15 protein-coding genes are annotated in these 14926 nt (G+C 47.3%); 5 read left to right on the top strand and 10 right to left on the bottom strand.

Annotation, left to right across the window (positions count from 1 at the left end; all coding sequences use genetic code 11):
• Both FTU69_RS07835 and FTU69_RS07830 read right to left on the bottom strand, forming a co-directional pair.
• The coding region (locus FTU69_RS07835; RefSeq protein ID WP_180103694.1) for a contractile injection system protein, VgrG/Pvc8 family at positions 1-355 on the bottom strand (355 nt) is incomplete at its 3' end.
• A gap of 166 nt (positions 356-521) precedes the next feature.
• Positions 522-2222 carry an NAD-dependent malic enzyme gene (locus FTU69_RS07830; protein WP_016658973.1) on the bottom strand — a complete coding sequence of 567 codons (1701 nt, stop codon included), beginning with the start codon at positions 2220-2222 and terminating at the stop codon, positions 522-524.
• 366 nt (positions 2223-2588) lie between these two features.
• Here FTU69_RS07830 and FTU69_RS07825 point away from each other — a divergent pair, with 366 nt between their 5' ends.
• A complete protein-coding gene (locus FTU69_RS07825; protein WP_180103693.1) occupies positions 2589-3194 on the top strand; it encodes a hypothetical protein in 606 nt (201 codons plus the stop codon).
• Between the two features lie 3 nt (positions 3195-3197).
• On the opposite strand, the gene FTU69_RS07820 is transcribed toward FTU69_RS07825, so the two are convergent.
• Positions 3198-3476 (bottom strand): DUF2798 domain-containing protein, encoded by a 279-nt coding sequence (locus FTU69_RS07820; RefSeq protein WP_005181365.1) that lies wholly within the window; start codon positions 3474-3476, stop codon positions 3198-3200.
• Between the two features lie 184 nt (positions 3477-3660).
• Between FTU69_RS07820 and argS the strand changes: the two genes are divergently transcribed.
• Together argS and FTU69_RS07810 are read left to right on the top strand one after the other, a co-directional pair.
• Entirely contained in the window at positions 3661-5451 is a 1791-nt protein-coding gene (gene argS / locus FTU69_RS07815) for an arginine--tRNA ligase (RefSeq protein ID WP_180103692.1), read from the top strand.
• Positions 5452-5536: 85 nt separating this feature from the next.
• Complete coding sequence (locus tag FTU69_RS07810; RefSeq protein ID WP_075168056.1) at positions 5537-6157, top strand: SPOR domain-containing protein; 621 nt, start codon at positions 5537-5539, stop codon at positions 6155-6157.
• Between the two features lie 45 nt (positions 6158-6202).
• Here the strand turns inward: FTU69_RS07810 and FTU69_RS07805 are convergent, their stop codons facing one another.
• Both FTU69_RS07805 and FTU69_RS07800 read right to left on the bottom strand, forming a co-directional pair.
• Positions 6203-6862 carry a glutathione S-transferase family protein gene (locus tag FTU69_RS07805; RefSeq protein ID WP_160243630.1) on the bottom strand — a complete coding sequence of 220 codons (660 nt, stop codon included), beginning with the start codon at positions 6860-6862 and terminating at the stop codon, positions 6203-6205.
• Between the two features lie 131 nt (positions 6863-6993).
• Positions 6994-7941, bottom strand: a complete 948-nt coding sequence (locus tag FTU69_RS07800) for a pirin family protein (protein ID WP_180103691.1) — start codon at positions 7939-7941, stop codon at positions 6994-6996.
• Between the two features lie 318 nt (positions 7942-8259).
• Between FTU69_RS07800 and FTU69_RS07795 the strand changes: the two genes are divergently transcribed.
• Positions 8260-9528 (top strand): GGDEF domain-containing protein, encoded by a 1269-nt coding sequence (locus tag FTU69_RS07795; RefSeq protein WP_180103690.1) that lies wholly within the window; start codon positions 8260-8262, stop codon positions 9526-9528.
• A 36-nt stretch (positions 9529-9564) separates the two neighbouring features.
• Here FTU69_RS07795 and FTU69_RS07790 read toward each other — a convergent pair whose 3' ends face one another.
• The 3 genes from FTU69_RS07790 to FTU69_RS07780 form a co-directional block, all read right to left on the bottom strand.
• Positions 9565-10497 (bottom strand): restriction endonuclease, encoded by a 933-nt coding sequence (locus FTU69_RS07790; RefSeq protein WP_180103689.1) that lies wholly within the window; start codon positions 10495-10497, stop codon positions 9565-9567.
• Positions 10498-10680: 183 nt separating this feature from the next.
• Positions 10681-12249, bottom strand: coding sequence for a glutamine-hydrolyzing GMP synthase (gene guaA, locus FTU69_RS07785; RefSeq protein ID WP_005181347.1), 1569 nt, complete (start codon positions 12247-12249; stop codon positions 10681-10683).
• A gap of 220 nt (positions 12250-12469) precedes the next feature.
• A complete protein-coding gene (locus tag FTU69_RS07780) occupies positions 12470-12886 on the bottom strand; it encodes a DoxX family protein (protein ID WP_104473514.1) in 417 nt (138 codons plus the stop codon).
• A gap of 193 nt (positions 12887-13079) precedes the next feature.
• On the opposite strand from FTU69_RS07780, the gene FTU69_RS07775 reads away from it, so the two are divergent.
• Positions 13080-13718 carry a DedA family protein gene (locus FTU69_RS07775; RefSeq protein ID WP_005181345.1) on the top strand — a complete coding sequence of 213 codons (639 nt, stop codon included), beginning with the start codon at positions 13080-13082 and terminating at the stop codon, positions 13716-13718.
• On the opposite strand, the gene FTU69_RS07770 is transcribed toward FTU69_RS07775, so the two are convergent.
• Both FTU69_RS07770 and FTU69_RS07765 read right to left on the bottom strand, forming a co-directional pair.
• A complete protein-coding gene (locus tag FTU69_RS07770; RefSeq protein ID WP_168369832.1) occupies positions 13715-14308 on the bottom strand; it encodes a LysE family translocator in 594 nt (197 codons plus the stop codon). The genes FTU69_RS07775 and FTU69_RS07770 overlap by 4 nt on opposite strands.
• Positions 14309-14527: 219 nt before the next feature.
• Positions 14528-14920, bottom strand: coding sequence for a hypothetical protein (locus FTU69_RS07765; protein WP_180103688.1), 393 nt, complete (start codon positions 14918-14920; stop codon positions 14528-14530).
• Between the last annotated feature and the right edge of the window lie 6 nt (positions 14921-14926).

Genomic DNA, 14926 nt, shown 5'->3' with positions numbered 1-14926 from the left:
GCCAGAGTGCGGTTGGATCTTCTAGCGTAAGTTTATAGAGGGTGAGAGAGCCATCACTCTGGCCTTGCGCGGCTGCGGTGATAATACCGCTGCTGCGAAACAGCTGGCCCTGATCAGTGACCTGATCCACGGCGACCTGCGCGCCAATAAACTGTTTTAACGGAATCTGCGCATTGGTCGAAAGACAGATCAGTTCGGCACGTAAACCATCATTGAGCTGGTGTTCACCGTCGATGCGCTGTAAAAAAACATCGGCATTTAAGGCAGGCTGAGAAAATTGAATATGGAGGGCACGTTTTTGTGGGCTGAGGCCGGCCTGCTCCAAGGCAGTATGGATATGAACACGGGTTATCATTGTTATAAAAGCTATTGTTTTAATTTGCCCCGATTCTAAACAATGCTTATTTTTTAATCCAGCCTCTCGCTTTCATTTCTTGCCTACAAACCGCCTGTTTCCGACCAGTTGCGATCAACCGCTGCCCAAAAAGGAGCCGAAGCTCCTTATGGTGTTTGTCTATATTTTAAAAGGTAATCCGGCGATAACTGCGGTATTCCGGTTTCCAGAAATTCGCCTCAATGGCCTCTGCCAGTAACTCGTCACTGATTACCGGCGCTACACCGGCCAGCATCGCCGCTTTAGCCACTTTAAAGGCAATAATTTTCGAAACCTTCTGGATTTCATTTAAATCCGGCAGCAGATCGGCCGCTGGATCGAGCAGCATCGGCGAACAGTCTGCCAGTGCATTACTCGACGCCATCAGCATACTGTCTGTGACTCGGGTCGCGCCGGAGGCGACTACACCCAAACCAATACCCGGGAAAATATAGGAGTTATTACACTGTGAGATATGATAAATCTTGCCATGATAATTCACCGGTGCAAATGGACTACCAGTTGCAATCAGCGCCTTACCTTCAGACCATTGCAGGATATCAGCCGGCACCGCCTCAACCCGTGAGGTTGGATTCGACAGTGGCATTACAATTGGTCGCTCACAATTTTCCGTAAGTGTGCGAATAATTTCTTCGGTAAACAGCCCCGGCTGACCCGATACACCAATCAATACCGTTGGTTTGGCATGTTTGACTACATCGAGTAGTGAAATCATGTCATCGGCATTGCCCCAGGCTGCAACCCGTTCAGGCGGCTGTGCCAGTTTGCGCTGGAAGTCCAGCAGATTCGGCTGGTTTTCGGTGATCAGGCCAAAACGGTCAACCATAAATACCCGCGCACGCGCTTCGGCATCGCTTAAACCTTCATACATCATCTGCGCAATAATCTGCTCGGCTATGCCGCTACCAGCAGAACCGGCACCGAGGAAAGCCACCACCTGATCTTTCAGCTGTTTACCAGCGGCACGTGAGGCAGCAATTAAACTGCCCACCGAAACGGCTGCGGTGCCCTGAATATCATCATTAAAACAGCAAATCTGGTCACGATATTTGTTTAACAATGGCATCGCATTGTTCTGAGCGAAATCCTCAAACTGGATCAGCGCTTTTGGCCAGCGGCGCTGGATCGCGGCAATCACTTCATCAACAAAGGCATAGTATTCATCGCCGGTAATCCGCGGCTGATTCCAGCCCATATAAATTGGATCATCCAGCAGTTGCGGGTTGTTGGTACCTACATCTAAAGTAATTGGCAAGGTATAAGCCGGGCTGATCCCACCACATGCGGTATATAAGGATAATTTGCCAATCGGAATCCCCATCCCGCCAATCCCCTGATCACCAAGACCTAAGATGCGCTCGCCATCAGTGATTACAATCACCTTCACGTTTTTCTTGTTCACATTTTGCAGAATGTCATCAATATGGCCGCGGTCCGGATAAGCCAGGAAGATGCCACGATGACGACGATAAATATCGGAAAAACGCTGGCAGGCCTCACCGACCGTCGGGGTATAAATAATCGGCATCATTTCACTTAAGTGATGCTCAATTAAGTGATAGAACAGGGTTTCGTTAGTGTCCTGAATATTTCGTAAATAAATATGCTTGTTGATGGCATCGTTAAACGACACATACTGCTGATAGGAGCGCTGACTCTGTTCTTCAATGCTCTCGATGGCATGTGGAAGTAAACCGTGGAGATTAAAATGGCGGCGTTCCTCTTCTGTAAATGCACCGCCTTTATTAAGCAAAGGCAGCTCCAGAAGCGTGTTTCCGGCATAAGGGATGTAAAGCGGTTTTTTGGTGGCTGAATTCGCTGATGTCATTTCCGATCTCATTATTCGATGATCCAGAAGGAGGCTCAAAGCAAAAGTTCCTCTGGGAGATAAGCTAGCTTAGCCCGTTTTGAGGACAATAGGGTATTTAGAAAATTGATAATGATTTGTGGATAATTTAGGTACTGAATAAATTTGTCCAATCCGGCATTCAGTCACGACATAACGCTTTCCCAAAGCCGAAAATGCGGTTTTTTTGTACCCAGATCAATCCCCGCCTGTTTAGCTTACAAATCTCCGTTCCTGCTGGATGTAGTTTTTCGCTGTTTTTCTGTTACATGTAGCCAGTGCGGATTTTTCAATTGGCCTCAATTTGGGTATGCTCTGGGGCAAAACACAACGACACATTTAAGAATCATGTATATCAAGCCATGGATTGCACTGGGCGGTTTGGCCGCTGTGCTGGGGTTAGGCGGCTGCCAGACCCTTTCCAATACCACTGAAAAAGTCAGCGATCAGGTGACCGGTTTATTCTCCGCTAAAGACAAAGCGCCGAAAATCGACAAAGATGGCGTGGTGGATATCAGTAAAAAAACTCTGGAACAACTGGAAAAATTTACTGCCGGCATGCCGACTCAACAATGGGTTTATATTGAAAATGAACAGCTGGGACGCTATCAGCTGAAAAACAAAGCACAAGATGGAGTGATTCTGACTCTGGCCCTACAATGCAAGATCAGCAGCCAGCGACCGACCTTCTCGCTCAGCAACGCCGAGGGCAAGACATTGTTAAAGGCCTATGATCCGAATGCCGGACAGATCCAGTTCCTGCTCGACAATCAGAATTATGGCAATCCTTTTAATGTACATACCGATGAGCCATTGAAACGCTTCCAGGCAGCCATTGCGCAGGCCAAGGTGATCAAGATTTTTAATGCCTCCCGGCTTTATACCTTCCAGAATGGCAATGCCGATCTGCTGAGTAAACCGGTGTCCTGTCAGGAGTCTGGTGCATCGAGCTAAATATTATTTGGGTGCGCCCGGCATATCCACCAGCATCGCGGTAAACCGGCGCACCAGCGGCAACACCACCAGCACCACTGGAAAGGCAATGGCCCAGGAAATCATCCAGTTCTGGAACCACAGTGTGATCAGCCCTTCGACCCAGCCCAGCGCACGCAGCATATTGACCATGGAAATAATACCGCTCATCAGGCCAGACAGCAGCAGCGGCATAATAATGCCCGCCCATTTTGCTGGCAGTTTAGGAATGTTGGCGATAATTACAGGACGTTTGGCGTGCATGCGTGCTCCTACAGCGGGACAAATCCGTCATTGATCAGGTCATTTCATGGCCATGGTAGCATTTTCAGGCTACAGATGGCGCAGAATGTCGGACAATCTTCATTCACTACAAATGGGTTCACCTAAAGACAGTGAAATTTGCTATATTTGCTGTTTTTCTGCGACATTTATTTTTCGACTGATTATGAATACGGCAATCCAAGCAGCTCTTGAACATGCAGTGCAATCCCTTCAAGCAGAAGGTGTCCTCCCAGCAGACTGGAACAACACCAGTAATTTGACGCGAACCAAAGACCGAAGCCACGGTGACTTTGCCTCAAATATCGCCATGATTGCCTCTAAAGCTGCGGGCATGAAGCCACGTGATCTGGCCGAAAAAATTCTGGCTGCATTGCCAGAAGTGGCAGACATCAGCAAAGCAGAAATTGCCGGTCCGGGGTTTATCAACTTCTTCTTAAATGCCGACCAGCGTTTTGCCATTCTTGATCAAATTCAGGCGCAGCAAGACCAGTTTGGTCGCACCAAGGTCAACGCGGGCAAACGTATTCAGGTTGAATTCGTTTCGGCCAACCCGACGTCCAGCCTGCACGTGGGTCATGGTCGCGGTGCTGCTTATGGCATGACCGTTGCCAACCTGCTCGAAGCCACTGGCGCGACCGTAGATCGTGAATACTATGTGAACGATGCCGGCCGTCAAATGGACATTCTGGCAACATCAACTTACCTGCGTTATCTGGAACTGACCGGTCAGGAACTGGTATTCCCGAAAAATGCCTATCAGGGTGATTACGTCAAAGAAATCGCGCAAAGCATTATCGACCAGGATGGTGATGCTTATGTACGTCCAGTGGCCGATGTCTATAAAGATGTACCGGAAGATGTGCAGTATGCAGCCGAGCCGGATGCAGAAGGCAACAAGGTGGTCCTGTCTGGCGACAAAGAAAAACACATTGATGGTCTGATTTTCAATTCACAGACTTTAATTGGTGAAGGCTATCGCGTATTCCATCAGGCCGCTTTAAAAGCCATTCTGGATGACATTAAAGATGACCTCGGTGAGTTTGGCGTAACCTTTAACCAGTGGTTTAGCGAAGCCTCTTTAACTGAAAAAATTGATGAAGCGCTGCAAACGCTGGATCAGCGTGGTTATCTGTATGAGCAAGAGGGCAACATCTGGTTTAAATCGACTGAGTTTGGCGATGAAAAAGACCGCGTGGTCAAACGTCGTAATGGTCAAACCACTTATTTCGCTTCAGACATTGCGTATCACCTGAACAAATTACAACGTGGCTATACCGACCTGATTGATATCTGGGGCTCTGACCACCACGGTTATATCTCTCGTGTAAAAGCCGCGATTGATGCGATGGGGTATGATTCGAAAAAACTGACTGTTTTACTGGTACAGTTTGTGAGCTTATGGCGCGGCGGCGAGATGGTACAGATGTCTTCCCGTTCTGGCCAGTTCGTGACCTTGCGTGACCTGCGTAAAGAAGTCGGTAACGATGCAGCGCGTTTCTACTATGTCATGCGTAAATCTGAGCAGCACATCGACTTTGACTTGGATTTAGCAGTCTCACAAAGCAAAGACAATGCAGTGTATTACATTCAATATGCGCATGCCCGTATCTGCCGTATGCTGGAAAAAGCGGCCAGCACAGGCGTGAATTTTAATGCGCTTGACGCGCGTCAGTTCGCGGCCAAGCTGGAACTGGAGGCTGAAACTGAAATTCTGGCCAAGCTGGCGGCCTATCCTGAAATTGTGACCCGTGCAGCCAATGCCTGCGAACCCCATCAGGTGGGTAACTACTTGAAAGAATTAGCAGCTTTATTCCACGGCTGGTATAATGAACACAAAGTGCTCAATGATGATACTGCGCTTACTCAAGCCCGCTTATTGCTTTCAGTAAACGTACAACAAACCTTGCGCAATGGTTTAGAATTATTAGGTGTTTCTGCACCTGAAAGCATGTAAACCAAGACATTCTTCTGCTGGGCAGGCGTACCATCACGCACCTGTCCAGCCAATCAGCCAATAATCAGAATAAAGAGGTTCCCTCGTGTTTGGAAAAACGCAACGCGGTGTATCAGAACGACCAAATAAGCCCAAAAAACCACTCATTCCGACCTGGTTAGGCACACTGGTGGTGATTCTGGTCGTGTTATGTTTCGCAGTGGCCTTAATGCTGTGGAAGCCGTGGGAACCTGTGCCACCAAAAGGCCAGATCACTTCTGAACATTATCAGGAAGACACCAACAAGGATTACCGCTTCTATGACCTGCTGCCCCAGCAACAGGTAACACCAATTCCGGAGCAGGCCGTACCTGAAACCCAGGAACAGACGGCAGTGGTGATTGTCGAAGCGCCAATTGTTGAGCCGGCAGCGCCCGCAGCCGCCAGTGAAGCGACGGCGGGCATCACGCCAACTGAACCGCCCGTGGCCGCGCCTGCCAGCTATATTCTGCAGGTCCGCAGCTATACCGATCCGGATGCCGCCGATGCACGTCGAGCTGAAATTATTCTGAATGGTCTGTCCGCCGATGTGGTCAAAACCGTAGAAGGTGGTGAAACCTGGTATCGGGTAATTTCGGGGCCATATACCTCTGCAGAGGCGGCGCTAATTGCTCAGCAAACCCTGCAACATAGCGGGATTGATTCGATTGTGGTGAAACGCCAATAATAAAAAAGATGCGCAAGCATCTTTTTTTATAGCTTCAAATTTTGTTTAGGCCAACTGTGCCTCTAGCTTCTGTTCACGAGCGAACGCCCGCTGATAGCCCTCGCGCTGTGCCAGTCGCTGCAGATAACGCTCAATCTGCGGATATTTGCCATCAGTACGGCTTTGCAAGGCCTGTAGCGGAAAGGCCATCTGAATATCGGCAAAGGAAAATGTGCCGGCAAAATAGTCATGTGTGGCCAGATAATCTTCCAGAAACTGGATATGATCTTTGAGTCGCGGCTGAATAAAACCCTGCTGGATACCTTCACTGACTTTTGCTGCCACCGGACGAATCAGCCAGGGTGCGCGCTGCGGCACTTTACTGGCCACCAGCTGCATCACCAGCAATGGCATCAGTGAACCTTCGGCATAGTGCATCCAGTAACGGTACTGCTGCTGATCGGCCGGATGTGTTGGCTTGAACTGCTGCGCCGGATCATACTGTTCCTGTAAATACTCTAAAATCACCGCAGATTCGGCAATCGGCTGCCCACCATCTGTCAAAATTGGTGCCTTACCCAGCGGATGCACCCGTTTTAACTCGGGTGGTGCGGCAAAACTCGGTAAACGGCGATAAAATTCAATCTGATAAGGCTGGCCCAGTTCTTCTAAGGCCCACAAAATACGAAAGGAACGCGACTGTTCCAGATGATGCACAGTAATCATAATGACACTCTGATTGTTTTTCTTGAAATAAAGAACCACCGGCCACCTTGACCGGTTGCGGCAACTCAGCATCATCAGGCCCACCCATCGATCGCGACGCTTGGGCCTGAAGTTCAATTCATCATGCCTGCTTAACGTGAAGCACGCATTTTATCTGGCAGGGCCGGTGCTTCCAGCCGTGGCCCATTATAATCTGGAATGCTGCCAAAACGCGGGTCCTGATTGACCCACTGGTCACGTGCCTCGCTCAGCTCGTCCTGGGTACGTCCGACAAAGTTCCACCATAGTAAAATCGCGGATTCAAATGGCTCACCGCCCAGTAACAGTACGCGTGCACCCTGGTGCAGTTCAATCTCAATGTCCTGCAGACCCGGCTCCAGCACCACCATATTGTCTTCGTTCAGTTCATGCTGGTTAATATGCGCCGTGCCTTCTAGCGCCATAAAGCCATATTCAAAGGCCGGATTCAGCTGAAGCCGGGTGCGTACCGTTTCTGCCGCAGTTAAGTCTAATGCCAGTAACGGGCTATGCACCTCAACCGGCGAGCGGGTTTCCAGAAACTCCCCGACCAGCACGGTAAATTCAACCCCATCTCGTGACACCACCGGTAATTCAGGATAATGGTCAAAACGCGATGGCATATTGCGCTTGGCATCCGGCAAGGCAATCCACAGCTGGGCCGCATGCATGTGGGTTTCCTGCTCTGGCGCGACTTCGGTATGCGAAATCCCCTGCCCGGCCGTCATCAGGTTAACCTGTTTCGGCCGGATCAATTGTTTGGAACCGATACTATCGGTATGCATGAGGGTGCCTTCAATCATCCAGGTAAATGTTTGCAGGCCAATATGCGGATGTGGCCCGACATCCAGCCCGTCACCCTGCGGAAAGCTGACCGGACCGGCATGGTCTAAAAAGCACCAGGCGCCAATCATGCGTTTATGACGGCTGGGCAAGGCGCGTTTAATGACGGTGCCCTGCCCGATTTCTGCACGGCGCAGCGGCACTTCCCGAATAAACTGCTGGATATATTTTTCACAATCGTCTGAATGGGACAGTTCGGTATAGTTGGCATTGGTCATAGTTGTATCCTAACTCTGGCGATGTTCCATGTCGCTCATCTTGTTGTTTATCTTATACGCGGATGCTGCATGAGTTTGCTATAGTTCAGTTAATATGCAGCATTCTCCTGGCAGAACAATCAAAAAATCGCTTTTTGTTGTAAAGATTCATGTGAGCACCAGCACACAATTTCCTCTCTTTTCCTGCCATTTTCAGGCTTTTTTTCAGCAAATTACCCATATTTAGGGAGGTCTTTTTTTAATCGTCAAAGCTATACTATTACTTTGATTTTATTAAAGACTTGGGGCAATTCTATGAAGATGGGAAATCGGATTAGAATGTCGACGAATTCAACAGATCTTGCACCCGATGATTCGGATCGACATATTTTACAAGCGTCAGAGTGCGACCTGGAAAGTCGTCAGGCCCTGGAACAGGCCCTGCAAGATCCGGCTGCCCGTATTCCGCCCCAGTTTGAAGACTATTTTTATAAATTCCAGACCATTCACCAGAAGCTGTATTTACAACAGGTCAATCACATTGGCCAGCTGGCATTTTTACTGTACTTTTTCGCCGATTATTTTGTACTGCCCGATGTCAGTCTGCTCTCCGGTATCGCCAGAGTCATCGTGATTGTACTGGCCATCAGCATTAATTATTTCCTGTTCAAATATGTGAAAGATATCCGGATCCATGACCAGATTTTACCGGTCGGCACGCTGGTTTGTGCCGGCCTGTGGTTTTATCTGATGTCCTTGTCGAACAGCCCCTATATCGATATTTATATCTATGCCTCGGTCATTTTTGTGGTGCTGGCCAATTTGTGTATTCAGGTGCGCTTTAAGCCGGCGCTATATACCTCGTTTTTAATCAGTACCGTGGTGTTTTTAGGCGTATCTAACTTAACCAGCGCCATTGAAACCATTATTTTTGCGCTGGTCTATCTGCCAATCTGGCTGTTCAGTTTATATATCAGCTGGACCAATACCCTGAATGCACGGCGTAATTTTCTCAGAACCATGCTAAATGACTGGAATTTCCATATTCTGCAAGAGTTGGCGCATACCGACGAGCTGACCCAGCTCAGCAACCGCCGCCAGTTTGTGCATATTGCCGAGCATAAGGTACATGAATGGCCGCAGCATGCTTCGACCTGCCTGCTGATGTTTGATGTCGATTATTTCAAGCAGATTAATGACACCCATGGTCATGATGTCGGTGATCAGGTGCTGCAGACCATTGCTGATATTGCCCGTAAGGAAATGCGGCGCAAGGATATTCTGGCGCGTTTTGGTGGCGAGGAATTTACCGCTTTACTCACCGAAACCAGTCTGCAGGATGCACTGCTGATTGCCGAACGTTTAAGAACCAAAATTGCCCAGCACCGGATTTATATTGGCCAGAATATCAGCCTGAATTTTACTGTTTCGATTGGCGTGTCTGAGCTTAAAGTCGAGCAGCCTGATTTAACCACATTAATTAAAGAAGCTGATATTGCCTTATATGCGGCCAAACAACATGGGCGTAATTGTGTGCTGCACTATGATATTGGCATGAGCGAACCGAAAAAACCGGCCTGTCCGCCCAATATTTCCTGGGTGGTTTAAATACAAAAAGAGCGCCGAGGCGCTCTGCAAAATGAATTAGAAATTATCTTCATCAAAACGGTCTTGGTCGATTTTATAGATATGGAAACTCCGTTCTATCTGTACCCCTAAACCAAATTCAATCATCAAGGAGGTCAGCTTATTGCCATCAATTAAAACAATACCTGATTTCTTCGCAGACTCAATTGCCTCTTTACTAAAACTTGAAGTTGTAATGAAAACACCCTTCTTGGCGACCTGATCTGCCAAAGCGCCTTTAAACTGCTGAATATCAGGACGCCCCACGGTATTTTCCCAGCGTTTTGCTTGAATATAAATTTTATCCAGACCTAAGCGATCTTCGCTGATTACACCATCAATTCCACCATCATTCGTTTTTCCAATTGCTTGCGCTGCATCTTGATGTGAACCGCCATACCCCATAGCGACAAGAAGATCGACAACAAGTCGTTCAAAAAATAAAGGAGATTTATCTTTTATGATCTGAAGTAAATCATTTTTCAAATTAGACTTTAATAATTCTGTCGTAGTCTGAATCGTTTCTTCAGGTGTTTGTGTTTCCGGATAAAAATTTAAACTTTCTGCATCTGTTAAAGTTTTAACTTCCGATTCATCTTCATTTTTCTTGCCAAATTTAAAACTTTTAAACCCGTCAAATTGGGCTAAAAATTCATTGGTTATAGCATTTAAATTTTTTAAATCAATTGTTCTTCCTAAATCACTGATCTCACAATAGGCCCTTTTAGGCTGCTGAATCAAGCCTGCTTTGACTAAATATGTCTTTGCCCATGAAACTCTATCTTTAAATATATTTTTTCCACTTGGCAGTGTTTGATTTAAATCTTCTTCAGACAGATTTGAACGTTCAGCTAAAACATCAGCAGCATCTGAAATTTTAATGGGCTGATCTAATTCCGACAATAATCTCATTAAAGGAAGCATTAACTGATCGTATGTAGGTAAAGACATATTTTTAAACTTAAGATTTTATTTTTATTCAGTATAAATAAAAAAAGAGCGCTTAAGCGCTCTTTTTTAAATAATTTTGGGCTTTAAACGGCTGGGCACCTTGCGCCCATTTTAAAAGCAGTGCTTTAAAATGGGCTCATGGCGTAATTCAGGCGGACAGCAGTACTGTCCGAAAGCCCTGAATTACTCCCATTCAATTGTTGCAGGTGGTTTAGACGATACGTCATATACCACACGTGAAACGTCTTTAATCTCGTTCATGATACGAGTTGAAATACGATCTACCAGATCATATGGCAGGTGCGCGAAACGTGCTGTCATAAAGTCAACTGTTTCAACGGCACGCAGGGCAACAACCCAGGCATAACGACGGCCATCACCCACCACCCCAACAGATTTCACTGGCTGGAATACAGCAAAGGCTTGTGCAGTTTTGTCATACCAGCCGCTGGCACGCAGTTCCTGCATAAAGATGTCATCAGCCAGACGTAAAATGTCGGCATATTCTTTTTTCACTTCACCCAGAATACGCACGCCCAAACCTGGACCCGGGAATGGATGACGGTAAATCATGCTGTGTGGCAGACCTAAAGTGGTGCCCAGTTTACGTACTTCATCTTTAAACAGGTCACGTAACGGTTCAACCAGTTCAAAAGCCAAATCATCCGGTAAACCACCCACGTTGTGGTGTGATTTAATTACATGCGCCTTGCCCTGTTTGCTGGCGGCAGATTCAATCACGTCTGGATAAATCGTACCTTGTGCCAGGAATTTCACGCCATCTAATTTACGTGCTTCTTCAGCAAACACTTCAATAAATTCACGGCCAATAATCTTACGTTTCGCTTCAGGATCAGTGACCCCTGCCAGTGCAGACAGGAAACGGTCTTCAGCATCGGCACGAATCACGCGGATCCCCATGTTGTCAGCAAACATTTGCATAACCTGGTCGCCTTCGTTTAAACGCAGCAAACCGTTGTCTACAAATACACAGGTCAACTGATCGCCAATTGCTTTATGCAGCAATGCAGCAACCACGGAAGAATCCACACCGCCTGACAGACCCAGCAGTACTTTTTCATCGCCAATCTGTTCACGTAGCTGTTCTACACGCAGGTCGATAATGTGCTCTGGTGTCCACAGACCGCGACAGCCACAAATCTGGTGTACGAAGTTCGACAGTAATTCTGCACCTTTAGAAGTGTGCGTTACTTCCGGGTGGAACTGGATGCCGTAGAAACGACGTGTTTCGTCAGATACCATGGCAATTGGGCAGCTTGGAGTTTGCGCTGTCACCTGGAAACCTTCCGGAATACAGGCAACTTTATCGCCGTGGCTCATCCAGACATGCAGCTGGTTTTCACGGTCTTGCAGGTTCCCAATCAGCTGGTCACGCACCACGATGTCTACTTCTGCATAGCCAAACTCATGGACAGTACCTGGCTCAACTTTACCGCCAAGCTGTTCGCACATGGTTTGCAGGCCATAACAAATGCCCAATACCGGCACACCCAGTTCAAACACCACTTGTGGTGCACGCGGGCTGCCTTCCTGGTGAACGCTTTCAGGTCCACCCGACAAGATGATACCGTTTGGATTAAATGCACGAATGTCTTCTTCAGACATGTCATAGGCATACATTTCAGAATATACGCCAGCTTCACGAACACGGCGTGCGATGAGCTGACTATATTGAGAACCGAAATCCAGAATCAGGATACGATCTTCAGTAATTTGAGTATTGGTAGTCATGACAAACAACTATGAGAGGCAAACGAATATAAGCGCCGTATTCTAGCATTTTTTCTGCGCATTAAACACAAGATTCAGATCAGTCTGTGCGGATCCCCGAATCAGGCCGCTACCGGCAGATGTTCTCGACCCTCTTCTTTATTATCTATTTAGGCAAAAAATAAGGCAGCCGGAGCTGCCTGTACTGAATGACGGGAAAATTATTTCCCTGCATTGCGTCTTATTTTTCAATCAGATGATCCAGACTCAGTTTACCTGCACCTTGCAGCACCAATAGCAGGAAACCACCTGAAATCGCCAGGTTCTTCATCAGGTTAACTGCATCTTCCGGTGCACCATGGAACATAAATGCAGTCAGCAAACTGAATACTGCCAGTGCCAATGCCACCAGACGGGTTTGCAGACCCAGTAAAATTGCCAGACCACCACCCAGCTCCAGCAGAATCACCAGCGGTAACAGGCCACCCGGCACCCCCATCGCTTCCATATAGCCCACCGTTGCGCTATAGCCGGCAATTTTGCCCCAGCCCGACACAATAAAAATATAAGCCAGCAAGACACGCGCCAGTACCAGCGACAGGTTGTTTAAGGCAGGGGTTTGAAAGATTTTGGCAACCACAGTATTTGGATTAAACATGAGAGAACCTAGAGCAGATCAGTAAAAAGATGCTGCTATCTTAGGGACTGGCCGAAGATCAAAAAATCACCATTTCAAAGATGTATCGTTGCAAATTTAGAATGATGACAGCGGAAATTTATTTACGTTTTTCTACTGACTTTCACCAACCGGACTGATAGGATTTGACTACATTTCTGCTTGTTTTTCCCTCATGGAACTGATTGATTTTATCCTGCATGTTGATGCGCATTTACTTGAGTTCATTACCAATTATGGGGTCTGGATTTATGCCATCCTGTTTCTGATTATTTTTGTTGAAACCGGTCTGGTGGTGATGCCCTTTTTACCGGGAGACAGCCTGTTATTTGCAGCCGGTGCGCTGGCGGCCTCGACCGGTGCCATGGATCCGTGGTTATTGGGCGGCTTACTGTTTATTGCCGCTGTCTTGGGCGATACCCTGAACTATCATATTGGTAAATATATTGGACCACGGGTATTTGAAATTGAATCACGCTTTATTAATAAAAAACACCTAATTGCCACCCAGCAATTCTTTGCCAAGCATGGCGGTAAAACCATTATTTTTGCCCGTTTTGTGCCTTTTGCCCGCACCTTTGCCCCTTTTGTTGCCGGTGCCGGGAGCATGAACTATAAATACTTTCTGACCTATAACGTAGTGGGCGCTTTCTGCTGGATTGGCTCATTTATTACCCTAGGTTATCTGTTTGGTAACATGCCAATTGTGAAAGAGAATTTTACCTATCTGATTTTTGGCATCATTATTTTAAGTGTCTTGCCGGGGGTGATTGGTTTTGCCCGCCAGAAGCTGAAAAAGCAGGTCCGCGCTTAAGCAAAAAAGCGCAGAATAACCGGAAAAGCACACAGCACCAGCAACATGGCCGATCCTTTATACAAGAGATCGGCTTTTATTTGCTTGGATTCTCCCGACAAAATCGCGCGACCAAAAGACATCCAGAACATTGCGGTCGGCAACAGCACCAAACAGAACACTGCATAGACCATCAAGAAATTGGTCGGATTATCCCAGGTTTCAGTCGGTAAAATCCCGGCAGCAAAAAGTAGTGCCTTGGGATTTTTTAAGGTGGCAAAAAACAGCTGATGCGGGCGGATAGACGGGTTGAGCTGGTTATGCTTGACCAGATGCGCATGCTTCCACAAATGAAAAGCCGTCCACAGCACATATAGTGCGCTCAGGCCATGCAGAATATGGCTTAAATACGGCCAGATTGGGACGGTCAGATGAATCAGCAGCGCCCACAAACTGATGGCATATAAATAGCCGAGCAGCTCGGCAGGCACAAATAAACTGGTTCTGGCAACTCCATGTTGATGTGCTGAACTTGCAAGCAAAGCATTGGTTGGTCCCGGAATAAGCAGAACCGCAATCATTGCCAGCACAAACAGCCAACTTTCAATCATAGACACCTGAAATTACCTGAAATTAGGCGCACACCTTATATTAATTTGATAAAAATTGACAAGTTTTTCTCACGACTGGGAGGATATTTGCACAGATAAAAAAGCCTTTATTTTTATTTAAATTTAAGATTTTTAATAATTTTTTCTGAAACATTTTGCTAAGATTTTTCACGCCGTGACTCGCATAAACTGCCAGCCCAGCGTGAAAAATGCGAAGCCTTAACTGGCCTGCTTGGTGCGTACAACAATTGGACAGCCTTTAAAACGCGCCGCCTGCACAATGGCTTCCTGCTCGCCCAGCACCCGTGCCAGTTCAGTATTTTTGGTATTCGATGATTGTCCCATATTGACCGAAACACTTGGGCCAATGCCCCAGCCGCCACGACTGCCCCATCCTCCGCCAAGACCCACCCCCATACCAACGCCGGTCCGTTTAGGCGCCTGTACGCCCTGATCAATATAGGACTGAATCCGGTTATATTCGCTTTGCAGCTGCTGACAGTTCAGCGCCTGATAATGTGTAGGCGAGACATAGGTCGGTTTAACCGTCGTGGCACAGGCACCCAGCAGCAAGGTTCCGGCAGCCAGCAGGCTGATATACAGTGTTTTCATGCCCAT

Origin of the sequence: Acinetobacter sp. YH12134, assembly GCF_013418555.1 — a bacterium.
Classification (GTDB): Bacteria; Pseudomonadota; Gammaproteobacteria; order Pseudomonadales; family Moraxellaceae; genus Acinetobacter; species Acinetobacter indicus.
This window is presented reverse-complemented; position numbering and strand designations above follow the sequence as displayed.

What these genes read in the sequence shown, in the direction of transcription:
- FTU69_RS07830 (WP_016658973.1), bottom strand. Translation starts at nt 2,222, where the DNA reads ATGACATCAGCGAATTCAGCCACCAAAAAACCGCTTTACATCCCTTAT.
- FTU69_RS07825 (WP_180103693.1), top strand. Translation starts at nt 2,589, where the DNA reads ATGTATATCAAGCCATGGATTGCACTGGGCGGTTTGGCCGCTGTGCTG.
- FTU69_RS07820 (WP_005181365.1), bottom strand. Translation starts at nt 3,476, where the DNA reads ATGCACGCCAAACGTCCTGTAATTATCGCCAACATTCCTAAACTGCCA.
- argS (WP_180103692.1), top strand. Translation starts at nt 3,661, where the DNA reads ATGAATACGGCAATCCAAGCAGCTCTTGAACATGCAGTGCAATCCCTT.
- FTU69_RS07805 (WP_160243630.1), bottom strand. Translation starts at nt 6,862, where the DNA reads ATGATTACTGTGCATCATCTGGAACAGTCGCGTTCCTTTCGTATTTTG.
- FTU69_RS07800 (WP_180103691.1), bottom strand. Translation starts at nt 7,941, where the DNA reads ATGACCAATGCCAACTATACCGAACTGTCCCATTCAGACGATTGTGAA.
- FTU69_RS07795 (WP_180103690.1), top strand. Translation starts at nt 8,260, where the DNA reads ATGTCGACGAATTCAACAGATCTTGCACCCGATGATTCGGATCGACAT.
- FTU69_RS07790 (WP_180103689.1), bottom strand. Translation starts at nt 10,497, where the DNA reads ATGTCTTTACCTACATACGATCAGTTAATGCTTCCTTTAATGAGATTA.
- guaA (WP_005181347.1), bottom strand. Translation starts at nt 12,249, where the DNA reads ATGACTACCAATACTCAAATTACTGAAGATCGTATCCTGATTCTGGAT.
- FTU69_RS07780 (WP_104473514.1), bottom strand. Translation starts at nt 12,886, where the DNA reads ATGTTTAATCCAAATACTGTGGTTGCCAAAATCTTTCAAACCCCTGCC.
- FTU69_RS07775 (WP_005181345.1), top strand. Translation starts at nt 13,080, where the DNA reads ATGGAACTGATTGATTTTATCCTGCATGTTGATGCGCATTTACTTGAG.
- FTU69_RS07770 (WP_168369832.1), bottom strand. Translation starts at nt 14,308, where the DNA reads ATGATTGAAAGTTGGCTGTTTGTGCTGGCAATGATTGCGGTTCTGCTT.
- FTU69_RS07765 (WP_180103688.1), bottom strand. Translation starts at nt 14,920, where the DNA reads ATGAAAACACTGTATATCAGCCTGCTGGCTGCCGGAACCTTGCTGCTG.